This window comes from Pantoea sp. EABMAA-21 (assembly GCF_030053335.1).
Taxonomy (GTDB): domain Bacteria; phylum Pseudomonadota; class Gammaproteobacteria; order Enterobacterales; family Enterobacteriaceae; genus Pantoea; species Pantoea communis.
In genome coordinates this window covers 197,440-215,472 of the sequence record NZ_JASGBX010000002.1, presented here as the reverse complement: position 1 = coordinate 215,472, position 18,033 = coordinate 197,440, and the positions used below count along the sequence as shown (strand labels likewise).

Here is an 18,033-nt window from a genome sequence, read left to right as displayed (position 1 = left end):
GACGACCGGGCAGATCGCAAAGACGGCATAAACCATCCCTGGGCCTCGGCCCTCGCCATCCATGGCGAGGGACGCTTTGCTCCTCTGCCCGGTCGTCCTGCCCTACTCCACATAGTGCGTGCTGCTTTTTACTGCGTTAGATGCACGGCTTAGTGCGAATAGGTTCGTAGTATGAGTCGCAATGCATTGCGCGCTTGCCTGTGCTAACCGGACTGCATGGGCGGGCTACTATGGATTCACAAGAACGCGGTTAGATTGTGAGCGCTTAAACCTTCAGTCTTGCTTCCAGCGTGGCAATCGTAACGTTAGCTCTAAGCCACCTTCAGGGCGATTGACCGCCTGTACCTCACCGTGGTGCGCCAGAATCACCTTACGCACGATGGAGAGCCCTAAGCCGTATCCTTTGCCCATCAGTGGCGAATTAACGCGTACGAAGGGATCGAAGATGCTGGAAAGCTTTTCGTCGTCAACGCCCGGGCCCTGATCGCGCACGCGAATCGCCAGCCATTGATTCTCCGCCTGTAGCCTCACGCTGATATGCTGGCCTTTGTGCGAGAAGCGCAACGCATTACGCAGGACGTTCTCTACACCACGGCGAATCAACTCGGCATTGCCGTGCACGGTGTAGTCGGCGTTCTCATCGACCTGAAAGTCGACTTTTACGCCCGGAATCTGTGCCTCATAGCGCACGTCCGTGACCACCGCGTGCAGCAGGCCAGTGAGATCGAAATACTGCTCACCCGGCATACTTTCATGTTCCGCACGCGATAGCGTCAGCAATTCGCCAATCATCTTGTCGAGACGACGCGCTTCTTCATCGATGCGGTTCAGAGAGGATTCCACTGATTCCGGCGTTTGCCGCGCCAGACCGGTTGCCAGTTGCAGGCGCGCCAGCGGTGAACGCAGTTCGTGGGAGATGTCGTGCAGTAATTCCTCACGCGCCTTCACCAGCGTATCCAGGCGCTCCACCATGGCATCAAAGTCTTGCGCCACGCTGGAGAGTTCATCATGACGACGACGCATGACCGGATAGAGTCGCACCGACAAATCGCCGCTGGATACGCGGGCAAAGCCTTCACGCAGCTGGCGCATTGGGCGCGTCAGGTTCCAGGCCAGTAATAAGCTGAACAGTAATCCTAGCGCCCCGGCAAAGGTGAACATCGGCTCTGGGATGTTGAGGATACGTCGCGGGCCACCGCCACCCATCGAACTATCCTCGCGCAATCCTTTAACGTCGTAACGCAACTCGTACTCTTTGCCATCCTGCCCTTTCACCCAACGGACGATGATATCCGGGAACGGACCATGGAAGGGTTCACTGAAGGTTTCCGGCGGCGCATTGCCGGGCGTAGCGGCAGGTTTATCATGCTGGATGACTGAGAAGAACTGGCGGTCGTTGGGTTCCCAATCGGCCATCATGTCATCCAGTGAACTCGGTCCGCCGCGCTCCAAGACAGAAACTGCGGACGCCATCTGTAAATTCACAATACGACGGATAGCCACAATTTCGGGTGGTTCGTGACGATTACCGGAAAGCGTAAAACCAAGCCACAGCAGCTGGCTGATGATGACAAATACAATCCAGAAGCCCAGTAAGATCTTCCAGAACATGCGGCCGCGGTAGCTGTGTTTCATCGAATGCGATAACCAATACTGCGCACAGTTTCAATGTTGATGCTGTCGGCGGTGAGCGCGGCCAGCTTCTGGCGGATATTGCTGATGTGCACATCCACGCTGCGATCGTAAGCTTCACGCGGACGACCAAGCCCTTTCTCTGACAGTTCATCCTTCGACACCACGCGATCGGGCGCACGCAGCAGCAGATCCAGCAGGTTAAATTCCGAGGCGGTCAGGTCAAAGGCTTTGCCCTGCCATTCGGTGATGCGCGTGGCCGGATTCAGGCTCAGCTCACCCCAGCGCAGCAGTTCTTTTTTGTCCTGAACCGGTGCCTGATCTTCGAAACGACGCAGTACAGCACGCAGACGCGCCACCAGCTCACGCGGGTAGCATGGTTTTGGCACATAATCATCCGCACCCATTTCCAGGCCGATAACGCGATCGATGTTGTCGCCTTTGGCGGTTAACATAATCACCGGCAAACGGCTGTTCTGGCGCACCTGACGCAGCACATCAATACCGCTCATATCCGGCAGCATAATGTCGAGAATCATCGCGGTATAGTTGCCCGACAGCGCCCCTTCAATCCCGGCGGTTCCGGTTAAAACCAGTTGCGTTTCAAAGCCTTCCGCAATCAGGTACTGGCTCAGCATGGTGCCAAGTTCTACATCGTCATCAACAAGCAGAATTTTCATCTTTATCTCTCGTACAAAATTGCCGCTATTTTGGCCTGAGTTGGCAATGAGCGCAGCCGATTTTACTCGATCCTTACAGTGCCAACACCAGAGGATTATCAGGGAGACTATAGACAAAAATGGCCCGGTCGCACCACAACAGCACGCGCAGGCCAGATAAAATGCGGGGAAGAGAAGATCAGTGGAACACGCCGGTGGAGAGATAGCGGTCACCGCGATCGCAAACTATCGCCACCACGACACTGCCGGGATGGGCATTAGCGATGCGCAGCGCACCGGCCACCGCGCCACCGGAACTCACGCCGCAGAAAATCCCTTCACGTTGCGCTAACGCACGCATGGTTTCCTCGGCTTCCCGCTGTGCCATATCGATGACCTCATCCACTAATTCAGGACGGAAAATCCCCGGCAGATAAGCCTCGGGCCAGCGACGAATGCCCGGAATACTGCTGCCCTCCTGCGGCTGTAAACCAATGACTTTCACCGCTGGCGCAAACTCTTTCAGATAGCGACCGACGCCAGTGATAGTGCCCGTCGTGCCCATACTGGAGACAAAATGGCTCATGCGGCCCTGCGTCTGCTGCCAGATTTCCGGGCCGGTGGTGAGATAGTGGCCTAGGGGATTGTCGGGATTATTGAACTGATCCAACACCCTGCCCTCACCGCGATCGGCCATCTCTTGCGCTAAATCGCGTGCGCCTTCCATGCCCTGTTCGCGCGTCACCAGAATCAATTCCGCGCCGTAGGCACGCATCGCGTCCTGCCGCTCCTGGCTCATGTTATCCGGCATCAGCAGGCGCAATTTGTAGCCTTTCATCGCCGCGATCATCGCCAGAGCGATACCGGTATTCCCACTGGTGGCTTCAATCAGCGTATCGCCGGGTTGAATGTCACCGCGCTGTTCCGCCTGATGAATCATCGACCAGGCCGCACGATCTTTTACCGAACCGGCCGGATTATTGCCTTCCAGCTTTAACCAGATTTCACTGCCGTTATCGGGCGTCAGGCGTTGCAGCCTGATCAACGGCGTATTACCGATGGTATTTTCCAGTGTGGTCACGGTTTGATTCCAGACAGAAGAGAGGCAAATAAATCGGGCGGGAAAGTCCCGCCCGAAGGAGTGTCAAAAATATCAGGCGCTTTCGGCAAAGGCAACCGGACGCAGCGGCGTCGTGCCGTTGTACAGTCGTGCCTGCTGCAGGCCAACAAACAGGCGTTCGCCGCGAATCGGAGCGGTGTGATCGCCGTCATAGACCACGGAGAAGACCTCACCCTGCCAGCCGATCGGCTGCACCACTAATTGCCAGAAGTGGCCACGCGGACTGATCTCCAGCACTTGCACCGGCAACGGGGTTTCGAGGCTGCTCTGACGTGAGATATCGACTTCCCACGGACGCAGGAACAGCTCAACTTCGCCCTGATGCGCGGGCGTGTAGCCCAGCGGCCAGCGATGCGCCCCCACATGGAACTGTGAACCGTGTACCTCACCGTCGAAGCGATTCACTTCGCCGAGGAACTCCAGCACAAAGCGGGTGGCCGGTTCCTGCCACACTTCATCCGGCGTGCCGACCTGTTCGATATTGCCCTGACTCATCACCACCACGCTGTCTGCGACTTCCATCGCCTCTTCCTGGTCATGCGTCACAAACACGCTGGTGAATTTCAACTCTTCATGCAACTGACGCAGCCAGCGACGCAGCTCTTTACGCACCTGCGCATCCAGCGCGCCGAAAGGTTCATCCAGCAACAAGATCTGCGGTTCCACTGCCAGCGCACGCGCCAATGCCACGCGCTGCTTCTGTCCACCCGAAAGCTGAGCCGGGAAACGATTGGCGAGATGCGCCAACTGCACCATTTCCAGCAGGCGCGTCACTCGCTGTTTGATTTCAGCGGCGGATGGGCGCTCGCGGCGCGGCAACACGGTTAAACCAAAGGCGATGTTATCGAACACGGTCATATGGCGGAACAGCGCATAGTGCTGGAACACGAAGCCGACCTGACGATCGCGCGCGTGAATGCGGCTGACATCTTTACCGTGGAAATGAATCTGCCCGCTGTTCTGATGCTCCAGACCCGCGATGATGCGCAGCAGCGTGGTTTTGCCCGAGCCCGACGGCCCCAGCAGCGCCACCATTTTGCCGGTAGGAATATCCAGAGAGATATCGTTTAGCACCGGCGTACGGCCGAACGCTTTGTTAATGTGTTTAATCTCAATGCTCATGATTTTCCTCCTGTTGGCGCTTCTGCTGATGCTCTAATCGCCACTGCACCACGCTTTTCAGAAACAGCGTCAAAATGGCCATCAGGGTCAACAATGCAGCCGCGGTAAAGGCGCCAACCGTGTTGTAATCCTGATGCAGTAATTCAACCTGAAGCGGTAAGGTGTAGGTCTCACCGCGAATCGATCCCGAGACCACCGAGACCGCACCAAACTCACCAATGGCACGGGCGTTGGTGAGCACCACGCCGTACATCAGCGCCCAGCGAATGTTCGGCAGCGTCACGCGGCGGAACATCTGCCAGCCCGATGCCCCTAACAGCACCGCGGCTTCATCTTCATTGCTGCCCTGGCTCAACATCACCGGCACCAGCTCACGCACCACAAACGGACAGGTGACAAAAATGGTGGCCAGCACCATGCCCGGCCAGGCAAACATAATCTGGATGTTGTGCGCATCCAGCCAACCACCCGCCGGGCCGTTGATGCCCCAGAACAGCAGATACATCAGCCCCGCCACCACCGGTGACACGGCAAAAGGAATATCAAACAGCGTAAGCAGCAACTGGCGGCCGGGGAAGGTAAAGCGCGTCACCAGCCATGCCAGCAGCGTACCAAACACCAGGTTGACCGGCACCGTGACCAACGCCACCAGGATAGTCAGCCAGATGGCGTGCAGCATGTCGCCATCTTTTAATTTAGAGAGCGAGGCGACGATCCCCTGGCTCAGTGCCTCCCAGAAGATCGAGATCATCGGGACCACCAGCAGCAGGAAAGAGACCAGCGCGCCCACGCCAATCAGCAGCCATTTACCCCAGTTCACCGGCTGACGTTCAGCGTGATTAATCTGCGAAATCTCCGCCATTAGTGGCCTCCTAAGCGACGGCCAAAGCGGCTCTGCAAGGTGTTAATCGCGAACAGCAACAGCAGCGAAGCGGCCATGATGACCGAGGCGATAGCACTGGCCGCCGGATAATCAAACTCTTGCAGGCGAACAAAAATCATCAGCGAGGTGACTTCGGTTTTCCACGCGATGTTACCCGCAATAAAGATAACCGCACCAAACTCACCCAGGCTGCGCGTGAAGGATAACGCCGTGCCCGCTAACAGCGCGGGCGCCACCTCTGGCAGCACCACACGGCGGAAGCTCTGCCACGGTGTCGCACCCAGCGTTTCAGCCGCTTCTTCATATTCCGGGCCTAACTCTTCCAGCACTGGTTGCACGGTGCGCACCACAAACGGGATGCTGGTGAAGGCCATCGCCACCGCAATGCCTAGCCAGGTGTAAGAGACTTTAATATCGAAATGAGCCAGCCATTGACCATACCAACCACTCACCGAGAACAACCCCGCCAGCGTCAGACCGGCAACGGCGGTAGGCAATGCAAACGGCAGATCCATTAAGCCATCCAGCAACGCGCGGCCGGGGAAGCGGTAACGGGTCAGAATCCATGCCATTAACATGCCAAAGAACGCATTGAAGATGGACGCCACGCCCGCTGACAACAGCGTGACTTTATACGCCGCAATCAGCTGCGGATTGGTAACCACATCCCAATACTGTGCCAGTGTCATGTTGGACAGTTGCATCAGCAGTGCGCTGATCGGCAACAGCAGGATCAGGCAAGTAAACAGCAGGCTGGTGCCGAGGCTGAGACCGAACCCTGGCAGCACGCGCTTTTGCGCTAAAGCAAACATCAACCGCGCCCCGCTGCCAGTAATTTATCCAGCTCACCGCCGCTGGCAAAATGGGTTTTCATCACGTTATCCCAGCCACCAAAGGCATCCTGCACATTAAACAGCGCGGTCTGCGGGAAGCGGTCTTTCTGTTCCGCCATCATCTGTGGATTGTTCACGCGATAATAGAAACCGGTAATGATTTTCTGCGCCTCAGGGGAATAGAGGAAATTCAGATAGGCTTTGGCCGCGTCAGCGGTGCCGTTGTGCTCGACGTTTTTGTCGACCCACGCCACCGGAAACTCCGCCAGAATATTGGTCTTAGGCACGATGACTTCGTAGTCATCTTTGCTGTACTGATTGCGGATGTTGTTCACTTCCGATTCGAAGCTGATCAGCACATCCCCTAAACCGCGTTCGGCGAAGGTGGTCGTCGCGCCACGGCCGCCGGTATCAAACACCTCGACGTTTTTCAGGAATTTCGTCATAAAGGCTTCGGTTTTGGTTTTGTCTTTACCATCCGCCTGGTCGGCTGCGCCCCAGGCGGCCAGATAGGTATAACGGCCATTACCGGAGGTTTTTGGATTCGGGAATACCAGCTTCACCTTGTCTCGTGCCAGATCCGACCAATCATGGTTCTGCTTAGGGTTCCCTTTGCGTACCAGAAAAGCCATGGTGGAGTAAAACGGTGAGCTGTTGTTCGGCAGACGGGCTTGCCAGTCGGCTGGAATCAGGTTGCCTTTATCATGCAACACCTGCACATCCGTCACCTGGTTGTAAGTCACCACGTCCGCGCGCAGGCCCTGCAAGATAGCCAGTGCCTGTTTTGATGACCCGGCATGCGATTGTTTAATCGTCAGCTTGTCAGTGGGGTGCGCAGCATTCCACTGCTGCTCAAACGGCGCATTCAGGGCAACAAACAGCTCGCGCGAGACATCATAAGAGCTGTTCAACAACTCTGTTGCCTGCGCTGCACCGGCTAACGCCAGTGACAAGGCGATTCCGCTCATCCATTTTTTCGCAATCGGAAGTGTCATGCTGCACCCTGCTCGTCGGCGAAATCGCCAATGCCATTAGATGCTGTCAGTGTATTTATAACTCAGGGCAAACCAGTAACGGTTTTATATATCGTTTGGGGATTTCAAAGTCTAAAAAGGCATAAGACGGCGGGAGAGATTATGCAACAGACGGGATTGGTGGTGAGCGGCACGCAAGGCCGCTCACTGGCGTATTACAGCGCTTGCAGGGCATCCAGTGCAGGCGCAAAGAAGAAGCTGCCCGTTACCGGCTTAGTGAAGCGCAGCATCGCATCCATTTTGCCGTCACGCTCGCCGAACATGCTCAGCAGTTGCTGCTCAATGTTATACAAGCGGTTGCAGTACGAGATGAAATACAGGCCATTAGTGCCGCTGGCCGAACCATACGGCAGGCTCTGGCGCAGAATCTTCAGCCCTTTGCCCTCTTCTTTCAAATCAACGCGGCTGAGATGCGAGGTGGCGGGACGTTGATCGCCCGGCAACTCTTCATTATCCACTTTGGTGCGACCAATAATCGCTTCCTGCTTTTCCACTGCCATACGATTCCACAGTTTGAGATTGTGCTCCCAGCGCTGAGTGAAAACATAGCTGCCACCGGCATCCGGGCCTTCAGCAATAATTGCCACCTGCTGACGCGCCTCGCCTTGCGGGTTTTCCGTGCCATCAACAAAGCCGGAAAGATCGCGCTCTTCCACCCAGCGGAAGCCGTGGGTCTCTTCTTCAATATTCACGGCGTCAGCAAAGGCCGCTAATGCCGCCTGTGCCAGCGAGAAATTCACGTCATGACGCAGAGATTGGATATGGATAAGCAGATCGCGTTGCGTGGCGGGTGCAATGCCTTTGCCCAATGGGGAGAAGGCTTTCAATTCTGGCGCTGAATCCGCACCTTGCAGATCGCGCCACAGCGCATCGCCAAAGGCGATCACCGCGCCCAGTCCGGCATCGGCAAATTTCTGTTGCAGCGCATCGAGTTGTTGCAGGAAGGTTTTGCTCCCCTGGCGGACAGCATCGAGATCGCCCGAAATACGAGCTTCTAGCCAAATGGCGAAACGGCGGTGTTCCAACAGGATCCCGCTCTGGAATTGAGGCATTGCACTGCTCTCCGGCATGAAAGTTAGGACGATTTTTCGCCCATATCATACCGGAAAGCCACACAGTGATTGTGCGTTAACGCAATTATTTTTTGCTTAGCGCTGCCAGACGATTTTGCTGATTTTCCAGCTTTTCAAGGTGTCGTCAGCCGGCATCAATCCCTCTGGTCCATGCCCTTCGCCGCTGTAGACATAAGAGATGTGCTGACTGCCCGGAGCACGGCACTCAACATCGCGCGCATCTAATCCGGTAGTGAGTTTGCAGTTGTCGAAGGCTTTGCTGAATTTGGCGCTAAACAGATCGCCAATCTTGCTGCCGTCTGCACTCTTTGCATCGGCATCCATCACTTCAACGCGTTCAACGCTGCTCTGGCCGTTGATCACCAGTTTCACTTTGCCATCTTCCAGCGCCTGCCAGAAATCAACCACCTGGCCATTCTGCGTGCGCATGCCCTGACGCAGCTGATAATCATTGTTTAACGCTTTACCGATCGCCGCTTCTGACATCGGGGTGGTGCTGCTTAAGCCTGCCACACCTTGTTCGGTCACGGTTAACGAGCCGCCAAACCAGTTCATTGGATTGAGTGCCGACCAGTGATAACTCAGCGGATTATACCAATGGCTTTCGCTCGCGCTGGAGGCGGTAGAGGAACCTGAACTGGCGCAACCTGCCAGCATCATGGCGCTAACCAGCAGTGCGGGACGAACAACTTTCATGAATGCTCCTTGATCTCTTGTGCCGATTGGCGTGCCTGTTGGAGTCGCAAACCGGCAAAAAGTTTATTCGATGTGATGTTCCGGCAGAAAACAGTCGCGCAGGCGCTGATGGGTTTGCAGCCAAATCAACGCCAGCAGATCAAACAGCGTTAAAAGTAACGGCCACGGAGAGTCCGGAAAAGCGCCCTGTATCAGCCCGTAGCCTTGTGACAACAGACTGATCAATAACGACACACTCAGCACCTGCCGCCAACTCTGCCACAGTCGCGGCCAGCGTTGGCGATAGCCGGTCAGCAGCAAACCCGCTGCCGCCGGAATGCCCAGCGCCAATCCAATCCAAAAGCTCTGACGATCGGGATAGAACAGCGCCAGCAGATCATTACCCTGCTGACGGGACGCGCCCGCCATCACCAGTAACAGCCAGGTGCGCGCCTGCAATAACAGAATCGGCCAGAAAAGAAACGGCAGCCGTAGCTGCCCTTTTGCATCGTATTCGTCTGGCAAATATTTCAGCCCCATCATCGGCGGCTTAATATTCGCGGTCTTCGATTAAACGTTTACCCAGCAACACCGAATCCACAGGCTCGTAGTCGAGTTTCTCGTAGAAGGCGAGAACCTGATCGTTCTCTTCACGCACCATCAGATTGATCTTCGGACAGCCACGCGCAATTAACTTTTTCTCCAGACGATTCATCAGCGCATTAGCAAATCCGCGCCCCTGATAATCGGGATGCACCGCCAGATAGTAGACCGATCCGCGATGGCCATCGTAACCGCCCATCACCGTGCCGACCACTTCACCGCCGACTTCCGCCACCAGAAAAAGCTCCGGATCGTGGTTCATTTTACGTTCGATATCCAGTTCCGGATCGTTCCACGGACGTAACAGATCGCAACGCTCCCAGAGCGTGATCACTTCTTCAAAATCTTCCTGGCGGAATGAGCGGATTTCCATCGGCGTTACCCTGCTATTAAGCACAATTCGCTGATTATCACGCATTCTTTGCCAGGCGCAACCCTCCCGCCGCGCAACGGTGGAAAAAAACGGCTAAATTGCTGTTAGTAACGTGTAATACAAAGTAATGCGCTGAAATGGTTGTGAAGTCGCCGCAAGGCAGTTGTTACGATATAACACTGGGCAGGATTTTCTGTCAGGGACCCCATTATGAGTAAAATTTCACTGCTGAAGCGGCTGACCAATCGCCGCCAGTTGATTCTCTCTGGCCTGGCGCTGGCGGTGCTGTCACCGCGCGCGGTGATGGCGAAAGAAGAGAACGCCGATTTGCGCGTCAGCAAAGGTCACACGCCGCCGAAGCCGGCCACTAACGGCAAACGCATCGTGATGATCGATCCGGGCCACGGCGGCATTGATTCGGGCGCGGTGGGCGAAGAAGGCTCGGAAGAGAAGCACATCGTACTGGCAATCGCCAACACCGTGCGTACGCTGTTGCAAAATCACCCTAAAGTGGAAGTGCGACTGACGCGAGAAAGCGATCACTTTATCCCGCTGTATCAACGCGTGGAGATCGCGCATCAGCACGGCGCCAACCTGTTTATGTCGATTCATGCCGATGGTTACACCAGCCCGGATGCCAACGGCGCGTCGGTATTCGCCCTGTCGAATCGCGGCGCCAGTAGTGCCATGGCGCGCTATATGTCACAGCGTGAAAACGATGCCGATAAGGTCGGCGGCGCGGAAGTGCAGGAGAAAGATAACTACCTGAACCAGATTCTGTTCGATCTGGTGCAAACGGACACTATCCGCAATAGTCTGACGCTGGGCAAACACGTCCTGGATCAGATTCGCCCGGTGCATCATCTGCACAGCCAGCACACCGAGCAGGCAGCCTTTGCGGTGTTGAAATCGCCTTCAATCCCGTCGGTGCTGGTCGAAACCTCATTCATTACCAATCCGCGAGAAGAGCAGTTGTTGGGCACCACCGCCTTCCGCCAGAAGATCGCCAGCGCGATTGCCGATGGCATCGTCAATTACTTCAACGAGTACGATCGTCGCCAGGCGTAGCTTTTTCCTGTGGTAGAATCGCGGCAAATTTCCGGAACGAGTGACTCATGAGCAATCCCGATATTTCCCGCGTCAAAGCGTTTTTATTGACGCTACAGGATGAAATTTGCGCCCAGCTGGCCGCTGCCGATGGTACAGCGACCTTCGCCGAAGATGACTGGCAGCGCCCAGGCGGCGGCGGCGGACGCAGTCGCGTACTACGCAACGGCGCGGTGTTTGAGCAGGCAGGCGTGAATTTTTCCCACGTACACGGTGATCAGATGCCCGCCTCTGCCACCGCACATCGCCCTGAACTGGCCGGCCGCAGTTTTGAAGCCATGGGCGTGTCACTCGTCGTCCACCCGGAAAATCCGTACATCCCCACCAGTCACGCCAACGTGCGTTTCTTCATTGCTGAGAAGCCGGGTGCCGATCCAGTATGGTGGTTCGGCGGCGGTTTCGATCTCACGCCGTATTACGGTTTCGAAGAGGATGCGCTGCACTGGCATCAAACCGCGTTTGACCTGTGCCAGCCGTTTGGTGAAGACGTCTATCCGCGCTACAAAAAATGGTGTGACGACTATTTCCACCTCAAGCATCGTAATGAACAGCGCGGCATCGGCGGGCTGTTTTACGATGACCTGAATACGCCAGACTTTGATCACTGCTTCGATTTTATGCAGGCAGTGGGCAAGGGTTATCTGGATGCCTATTTACCGATTGTCGCGAAGCGCAAGGCGCTGCCATGGGGCGATCGCGAACGTCAGTTCCAGCTCTATCGTCGTGGACGCTATGTTGAATTCAACCTGGTGTGGGATCGCGGCACGCTGTTCGGCCTGCAAACCGGCGGCCGCACCGAATCGATTTTGATGTCGATGCCGCCACTGGTGCGCTGGGAATATGATTACCAAACCGAAGCCGGCACGCCGGAAGCTGCGCTCTACAGTGATTTCTTGCCGGTGAAGGATTGGCTGGGATTGGGTGAATAGTTCTTTTGCAGGAAAGCACAAATGTTGATGGCCTTAGCCCCTCTGCTGCTGCAAGGGCTATCCGCAGCGCTGAGGCTTTTACGTTGGGCCAGGAGATCCACGCAGGGATGCGTGGATCAGTTCGGGGCCGACCAGGGATGGTCGATCCCCGAACGGTCCGTCGGCACGACGTGGAAGCCGAGGGCACCGCGTTAGCGGCGCGAGGACTGCCCGGCAGCAGCAGAGGGGCTAAGGCCCACACCAACCCCCCCAGGCCCTTAGCCTTTAGCCACGTCATCCCATCACAACGGCTCGGTCTGCGCCTCCACTACCGCTAACGCCACCATATTCACAATGCGCCGAACCGATGCAATCCGCGTCAATACATGCACCGGCTTGCTGATCCCCATCAACACCGGCCCCACCGTCACGCCTTCCGAGCACGACACGCGCAACAGGTTATAACTAATACGCGCCGCTTCCACGTTCGGCATAATCAGCAAATTAGCCGTGCCTTTCAGCGGGCTGTCGGGCATCAGTTCACGTCGGATACTCTCCACCAACGCCGCATCACCGTGCATCTCACCATCAATCTCCAGTTCTGGCGCACGGCTCTGAATCAGCGCTAATGCATCGCGCATCTTGCGTGCGCCCGGCGCATTGGACGTGCCAAAGCTGGAGTGAGACAGCAACGCCACGCGTGGTTCGATACCAAAACGACGCACCGTTTCGGCCGCCAGCAATGTGATATCCGCCAGCTGTTCTGCGCTGGGATCTTCATTCACATAGGTATCTGCAATAAAAGTGTTACCGCTCGGCAGCAGCAGCGCGTTCATTGCCCCGGCGACTTTCACGTCATCGCGGAAACCAAACACCTTCTCCACCACATCGTAATGCTCGCGGTAATCGCCGATGGTGCCGCAAATTAACGCGTCAGCCTCGCCACGATGCACCATGATCGCGCCGATCAAGGTTGGATTACCGATCACCGCGCGCTGCGCGGTTTCAGGCGTCACACCGCGCCGTTTCATGATCTGGTAATACTCGTTCCAGTATTCTTTAAAACGCGGATCGGACTCGTTATTGACGATCTCAAAATCCTTGCCCGCTTCAATCTTCAATCCTTGCTTCTGGATACGCATCGCAATCACATTTGGGCGACCAATCAGAATCGGCTTCGCCAGCCCCAGCGACACCAGCTCTTGCGTCGCATGCAGCACCCGCACCTCCTCTCCTTCGGCCATCACCACGCGCTTCGGTTCTTTACGCGCCTGCGAGAAGATCGGCTTCATAAACAGATTGGTTTTGTACACAAACTCGGTGAGCTGCTCGCGATAGGCATCAAAGTCAGCGATGGGCCGCGTCGCCACGCCGGACTCCATCGCCGCTTTCGCCACAGCAGGCGCGATCTGCACAATCAAACGCGGATCGAACGGTTTCGGGATCAGATATTCCGGTCCAAAACTCAGATCCTGATCATCATAGGCGGAGGCCACCACATCGCTCTGCTCGGCCTGCGCTAAGGCCGCAATCGCATGCACCGCCGCCAGTTTCATCTCTTCGTTAATTGCCGTGGCACCCACATCCAGCGCCCCGCGGAAAATAAACGGGAAACACAGCACGTTGTTCACCTGATTAGGGAAATCCGAGCGTCCGGTGCAGATAATCGCATCCGGCCGAACCTCTTTGGCCAGCGGCGGCATGATCTCCGGTTCGGGATTGGCGAGCGCCAGAATGAGTGGATTGGGTGCCATTTTCTTCACCATCTCTGGCGTCATCGCTTTCGGACCCGAGCAGCCGAGGAAGATGTCCGCACCGGCAATCACCTCATCCAGCGTACGCGCGCCTTTATCTTCTATGGCGTACTCGGCTTTGGTCGGCGTCATATTGGGTTCACGATCGCGGTAAATCACCCCTTTAGAATCACACACCACAATGTTGTGCTTCTGCATGCCGAGCGCCACCAGCAAATTCAGGCAGGCAATGGCTGATGCGCCCGCCCCAGACACCACCAGCCGCACATCTGAGATGGCCTTTTTCACGATGGTCAAACCGTTTAGCACCGCCGCAGTACAGATAATCGCGGTCCCGTGCTGATCATCGTGAAACACCGGAATCTTCATGCGCTCACGCAATTTCTGCTCAATGTAAAAGCACTCAGGCGCTTTGATATCTTCAAGGTTGATGCCGCCAAAGGTCGGCTCCAGCGCGGCGATTACCTCAATCAACTTATCCGGGTCCAGCTCATCCACTTCGATATCGAACACATCAATGCCGGCGAATTTCTTGAACAATACTCCTTTGCCTTCCATCACCGGCTTACCGGCCAGCGCACCGATATTGCCGAGACCGAGCACTGCCGTGCCGTTCGAAATCACCGCCACCAGATTGCCGCGTGCGGTGTATTTGTGCGCCGCCAGCGGATCGGCAGCAATCTCCAGGCAAGGTGCCGCCACGCCCGGCGAATAGGCCAGTGCTAAATCACGCTGCGTCGCCAGCGGTTTGGTGGGGGAAACCTGAATTTTTCCGGGAGTGGGATATTGGTGGAAATCGAGCGCACTTTGCTTGAGTTGATCGTCCATTTGGCATCCTTTGGCACGGCTGAAAAAACACCAGTATAGGAATCTGCGGCACAAAAGAGGGTGAAGGCGCTCAAAGAACGAGGGCACAGATTGCCACGGCTTCGCCTGCGGCTTTGGCGCAGCCTGCTATTCTTAATGTTGGCAAAACACGTAGCTGAACCGATCAGGCACCCCCTTCCGTGACAGATGCCCTTCAGCGCCACAATCAGAGAAAACGCATTTTCTTCGTGCAACGTCTGTAGCACTGTGTTGAGCCACGACTCAACAGGAAAGGGCACGACTCGTTTGCCCACATTATTGCTAATCAAGGAGTTAAGCGATGAACCAGCTAGATGCATTGAAACAGTTCACCACCGTGGTGGCGGACAGCGGCGACATCGAATCCATTCGCCATTACCACCCGGAAGACGCGACCACCAACCCTTCGTTGATCCTGAAAGCTGCCGGTCTCGATGCTTATAAACATCTGATTGATGACGCTATCGACTATGCGAAAAAACAGGGCGGCAGCAAAGAGACACAAATCATCAACGCCAGTGACAAAGTGGCGATCAACCTCGGTATGGAAATTCTGAAAAGCGTACCGGGCCGTGTTTCGACCGAAGTGGATGCGCGCCTCTCCTTCGATCGTGGCATGTGTGTCACCAAAGCGGAGAAACTGGTTCGGATGTATGAAGAGAACGGTATTGATCGTTCGCGCATCCTGATCAAACTGGCCTCAACCTGGGAAGGGATCAAAGCCGCTGAAGAACTGGAGAAAAACGGTATCCAGTGTAACCTGACGCTGCTGTTCTCCTTTGCGCAGGCGCGTGCCTGTGCTGAAGCGGGCGTGTTCCTGATCTCCCCGTTTGTAGGCCGTATTTATGACTGGTACAACTCACGCAAACCGCTCGACCCGTATGTGGTGGATGAAGATCCTGGCGTGAAATCTGTGCGTCGTATCTACGATTATTACAAAAAGCATCGTTACAGCACCGTGATCATGGGAGCCAGCTTCCGTAAGGTTGAACAGATTCAGGCGCTGGCCGGCTGTGACCGTCTGACCATCTCCCCTAACCTGCTGGAAGAGCTGGCGAACAGCGATGCACCGCTGGAACGCAAGCTGGAGCCATCAACCGAAGGCTTCCACCAGCCTGCTCCGCTCTCTGAAGCGGAGTTCCGCTGGGAACATAACCAGGATCCGATGGCCGTGGAAAAACTGTCTGACGGCATCCGTCAATTCGCCATCGACCAGCAGAAGCTGGAAGATGTGCTGGCATCACGCCTGTAAATCACCACGCTTATCACGCCGGACGGGCGTCTGCCCGTCCGCTATTGCCCAATCACAAGGGAGTACCCTATGTCTTCACGCAGAGAGTTGGCTAACGCGCTTCGTGCTTTGAGTATGGATGCGGTACAGAAAGCAAATTCCGGTCACCCCGGTATGCCGATGGGAATGGCTGATATCGCCGAAGTGCTATGGCGCGACGTTCTCAAACACAATCCCAACAATCCGGCGTGGGCTGACCGCGACCGCTTTATCCTCTCCAACGGCCACGGTTCGATGCTGCAATACAGCCTGCTGCACCTCACCGGTTACGATCTGCCGATGGAAGAGCTGAAAAACTTCCGCCAGCTGCATTCCAAAACCCCTGGCCATCCGGAAATTGGCTATACGCCAGGCGTGGAAACTACCACCGGTCCGTTGGGACAGGGTTTGGCCAATGCGGTGGGCATGGCCATTGCCGAGCGCACCCTGGCGGCGCAGTTTAACCGTCCCGGCCACGACATCGTCGATCACTACACCTATGTGTTTATGGGCGATGGCTGTTTGATGGAAGGTATTTCACATGAAGTCAGCTCGCTGGCCGGCACCCTCGGCCTCGGCAAACTGATTGGTTTCTACGATCACAACGGTATCTCGATTGATGGTGAAACCGAAGGCTGGTTCACCGATGACACGCACAAACGCTTCGAAGCCTACAACTGGCATGTCGTCGGCAGTGCAGCAGGCATTGATGGGCACGATCCGGAAGCTATCGCAGCCGCCATCAAAGAAGCGCAGAGTGTCACCGATAAGCCTTCGCTGATTATCTGCCGCACGGTCATTGGTTTTGGGTCGCCGAATAAAGCCGGTAAAGAAGAGTCACACGGCTCGGCACTGGGCGAGCAGGAAGTGGCGTTGACCCGTCAAAAACTCGGCTGGCACCATCCAGCGTTTGAAATCCCGAAAGAGATTTATCAGCAGTGGGATGCCAAAGAAGCCGGCAGCCAGCGCGAGAAAGCCTGGGATGAGAAGTTCGCTGCCTATAAAGCGGCGCATCCAGATCTCGCCGCTGAGTTTAGCCGCCGTCTGGGCGGGGGAATGCCCGCGCAATGGAGTGAGGCGACTCAGGCATTTGTTGATGAGCTACAGGCCAATCCGCAAAAAATCGCCAGCCGTAAAGCGTCGCAAAACACACTGGAAGTGTACGGCAAGCTGCTGCCCGAATTGCTGGGCGGCTCTGCTGACCTCGCGCCGAGTAATCTCACCATCTGGTCGGGTTCGAAATCGATCAAAGAAGACATCGCCGGTAACTACATTCACTACGGCGTGCGCGAATTTGGTATGACGGCGATTGGCAACGGTATTGCCCAACACGGCGGCTTTATTCCTTACACTGCCACCTTCCTGATGTTTGTCGAATACGCGCGTAATGCGGTGCGTATGGCGGCGTTGATGAAGGCGCGCCAGGTGCTGGTGTATACCCATGACTCGATTGGTCTGGGCGAAGATGGCCCGACGCATCAGCCGGTGGAACAGCTCGCCAGCCTGCGCGTGACGCCAAATATGAGCGTCTGGCGTCCGTGCGATCAGGTGGAAACGGCCGTGGCGTGGAAAGCCGCTGTTGAGCGCCATCATGGCCCGACCGCGCTGATTCTGTCGCGTCAAAATCTGCTGCAGCCAGAGCGCAGCAAAGCACAGGTGGCCGATATCGCCAAAGGCGGCTATGTGTTGCAGGATTGCGCGGGCACACCAGAAGCGATCATCATCGCCACCGGATCTGAGATTGAAATCGCGCTGGGCGCGGCGGATAAACTCGGTGCCAGCGGCCACAAGGTGCGCGTGGTGTCTCTGCCCTGCACCGACGTATTCGACAAGCAGGATGCAGCCTACCGCGAATCGGTGCTGCCATCCGGCGTAAAAGCGCGCGTGGCGGTAGAAGCGGGTATCGCCGATTACTGGTTCAAGTATGTCGGCCTGGATGGCGCGATTGTCGGCATGACCACCTTCGGTGAGTCTGCGCCGGCAGGCAAGCTGTTCCCGGAATTTGGCTTTACGGTGGAAAATATCGTGAGCCATACCGAAGCATTACTCAAGCCGCACTAATCGATCCGGCCCTGCGTCTTTTGACGTAAGGGCCGTTTTTTGATCACAGCCTGATACAGAAAAAAATCCTCCCTTCCCTC

General features: G+C 56.1%; 16 protein-coding genes. 4 read left to right on the top strand and 12 right to left on the bottom strand.

The genetic code is table 11. The features are described from left to right. Positions 1 to 273: 273 nt before the first annotated feature. From QMZ65_RS04440 to QMZ65_RS04390, 11 genes are all read right to left on the bottom strand, one after another. Positions 274 to 1,635: an ATP-binding protein gene (locus QMZ65_RS04440; RefSeq protein ID WP_097118557.1), complete on the bottom strand. Its 1,362-nt coding sequence runs from the start codon at positions 1,633 to 1,635 to the stop codon at positions 274 to 276. Then, positions 1,632 to 2,312 (bottom strand): response regulator transcription factor, encoded by a 681-nt coding sequence (locus tag QMZ65_RS04435; protein WP_034825869.1) that lies wholly within the window; start codon positions 2,310 to 2,312, stop codon positions 1,632 to 1,634. The genes QMZ65_RS04440 and QMZ65_RS04435 overlap by 4 nt, the downstream gene beginning before the upstream one ends. Positions 2,313 to 2,490: 178 nt before the next feature. After that, positions 2,491 to 3,372: a cysteine synthase CysM gene (gene cysM, locus QMZ65_RS04430; RefSeq protein WP_283215499.1), complete on the bottom strand. Its 882-nt coding sequence runs from the start codon at positions 3,370 to 3,372 to the stop codon at positions 2,491 to 2,493. 72 nt (positions 3,373 to 3,444) lie between these two features. Further along, on the bottom strand, positions 3,445 to 4,533 hold the full coding sequence (gene cysA / locus QMZ65_RS04425) for a sulfate/thiosulfate ABC transporter ATP-binding protein CysA (protein WP_283215498.1): 1,089 nt from the start codon (positions 4,531 to 4,533) through the stop codon (positions 3,445 to 3,447). Then, positions 4,523 to 5,395: a sulfate/thiosulfate ABC transporter permease CysW gene (cysW, locus tag QMZ65_RS04420; protein ID WP_283215497.1), complete on the bottom strand. Its 873-nt coding sequence runs from the start codon at positions 5,393 to 5,395 to the stop codon at positions 4,523 to 4,525. Before cysW ends, cysA begins: the two co-directional genes overlap by 11 nt. Beyond that, the gene (cysT, locus tag QMZ65_RS04415; RefSeq protein WP_034825859.1) at positions 5,395 to 6,228 is read right to left on the bottom strand and encodes a sulfate/thiosulfate ABC transporter permease CysT; all 834 of its coding nucleotides are present in this window, start codon (positions 6,226 to 6,228) and stop codon (positions 5,395 to 5,397) included. Before cysT ends, cysW begins: the two co-directional genes overlap by 1 nt. Beyond that, on the bottom strand, positions 6,228 to 7,244 hold the full coding sequence (locus QMZ65_RS04410) for a sulfate ABC transporter substrate-binding protein (RefSeq protein ID WP_283215496.1): 1,017 nt from the start codon (positions 7,242 to 7,244) through the stop codon (positions 6,228 to 6,230). The genes cysT and QMZ65_RS04410 overlap by 1 nt, the downstream gene beginning before the upstream one ends. A 194-nt stretch (positions 7,245 to 7,438) precedes the next feature. After that, positions 7,439 to 8,335 carry a Dyp-type peroxidase gene (locus QMZ65_RS04405; RefSeq protein ID WP_283215495.1) on the bottom strand — a complete coding sequence of 299 codons (897 nt, stop codon included), beginning with the start codon at positions 8,333 to 8,335 and terminating at the stop codon, positions 7,439 to 7,441. Positions 8,336 to 8,431: 96 nt separating this feature from the next. Further along, entirely contained in the window at positions 8,432 to 9,052 is a 621-nt protein-coding gene (locus QMZ65_RS04400) for an RpoE-regulated lipoprotein (RefSeq protein ID WP_097118563.1), read from the bottom strand. A gap of 63 nt (positions 9,053 to 9,115) precedes the next feature. Further along, entirely contained in the window at positions 9,116 to 9,574 is a 459-nt protein-coding gene (locus tag QMZ65_RS04395; protein WP_211728287.1) for a DUF2919 domain-containing protein, read from the bottom strand. A 7-nt stretch (positions 9,575 to 9,581) separates the two neighbouring features. After that, positions 9,582 to 10,007 carry a GNAT family acetyltransferase gene (locus QMZ65_RS04390; protein WP_034825851.1) on the bottom strand — a complete coding sequence of 142 codons (426 nt, stop codon included), beginning with the start codon at positions 10,005 to 10,007 and terminating at the stop codon, positions 9,582 to 9,584. A 210-nt stretch (positions 10,008 to 10,217) separates the two neighbouring features. On the opposite strand from QMZ65_RS04390, the gene amiA reads away from it, so the two are divergent. Both amiA and hemF read left to right on the top strand, forming a co-directional pair. Next, a complete protein-coding gene (amiA, locus tag QMZ65_RS04385) occupies positions 10,218 to 11,075 on the top strand; it encodes an N-acetylmuramoyl-L-alanine amidase AmiA (protein ID WP_211728289.1) in 858 nt (285 codons plus the stop codon). A gap of 47 nt (positions 11,076 to 11,122) precedes the next feature. Next, positions 11,123 to 12,043 (top strand): oxygen-dependent coproporphyrinogen oxidase, encoded by a 921-nt coding sequence (gene hemF, locus QMZ65_RS04380; protein WP_097118566.1) that lies wholly within the window; start codon positions 11,123 to 11,125, stop codon positions 12,041 to 12,043. Between the two features lie 281 nt (positions 12,044 to 12,324). Here the strand turns inward: hemF and maeB are convergent, their stop codons facing one another. Then, positions 12,325 to 14,604, bottom strand: coding sequence for an NADP-dependent oxaloacetate-decarboxylating malate dehydrogenase (maeB, locus tag QMZ65_RS04375; RefSeq protein ID WP_160834322.1), 2,280 nt, complete (start codon positions 14,602 to 14,604; stop codon positions 12,325 to 12,327). A gap of 319 nt (positions 14,605 to 14,923) precedes the next feature. Here maeB and tal point away from each other — a divergent pair, with 319 nt between their 5' ends. Together tal and tkt are read left to right on the top strand one after the other, a co-directional pair. Continuing rightward, a complete protein-coding gene (gene tal, locus QMZ65_RS04370) occupies positions 14,924 to 15,874 on the top strand; it encodes a transaldolase (RefSeq protein WP_045814871.1) in 951 nt (316 codons plus the stop codon). 69 nt (positions 15,875 to 15,943) lie between these two features. Beyond that, positions 15,944 to 17,953: a transketolase gene (tkt, locus tag QMZ65_RS04365; RefSeq protein WP_283215494.1), complete on the top strand. Its 2,010-nt coding sequence runs from the start codon at positions 15,944 to 15,946 to the stop codon at positions 17,951 to 17,953. Positions 17,954 to 18,033 lie beyond the last annotated feature (80 nt).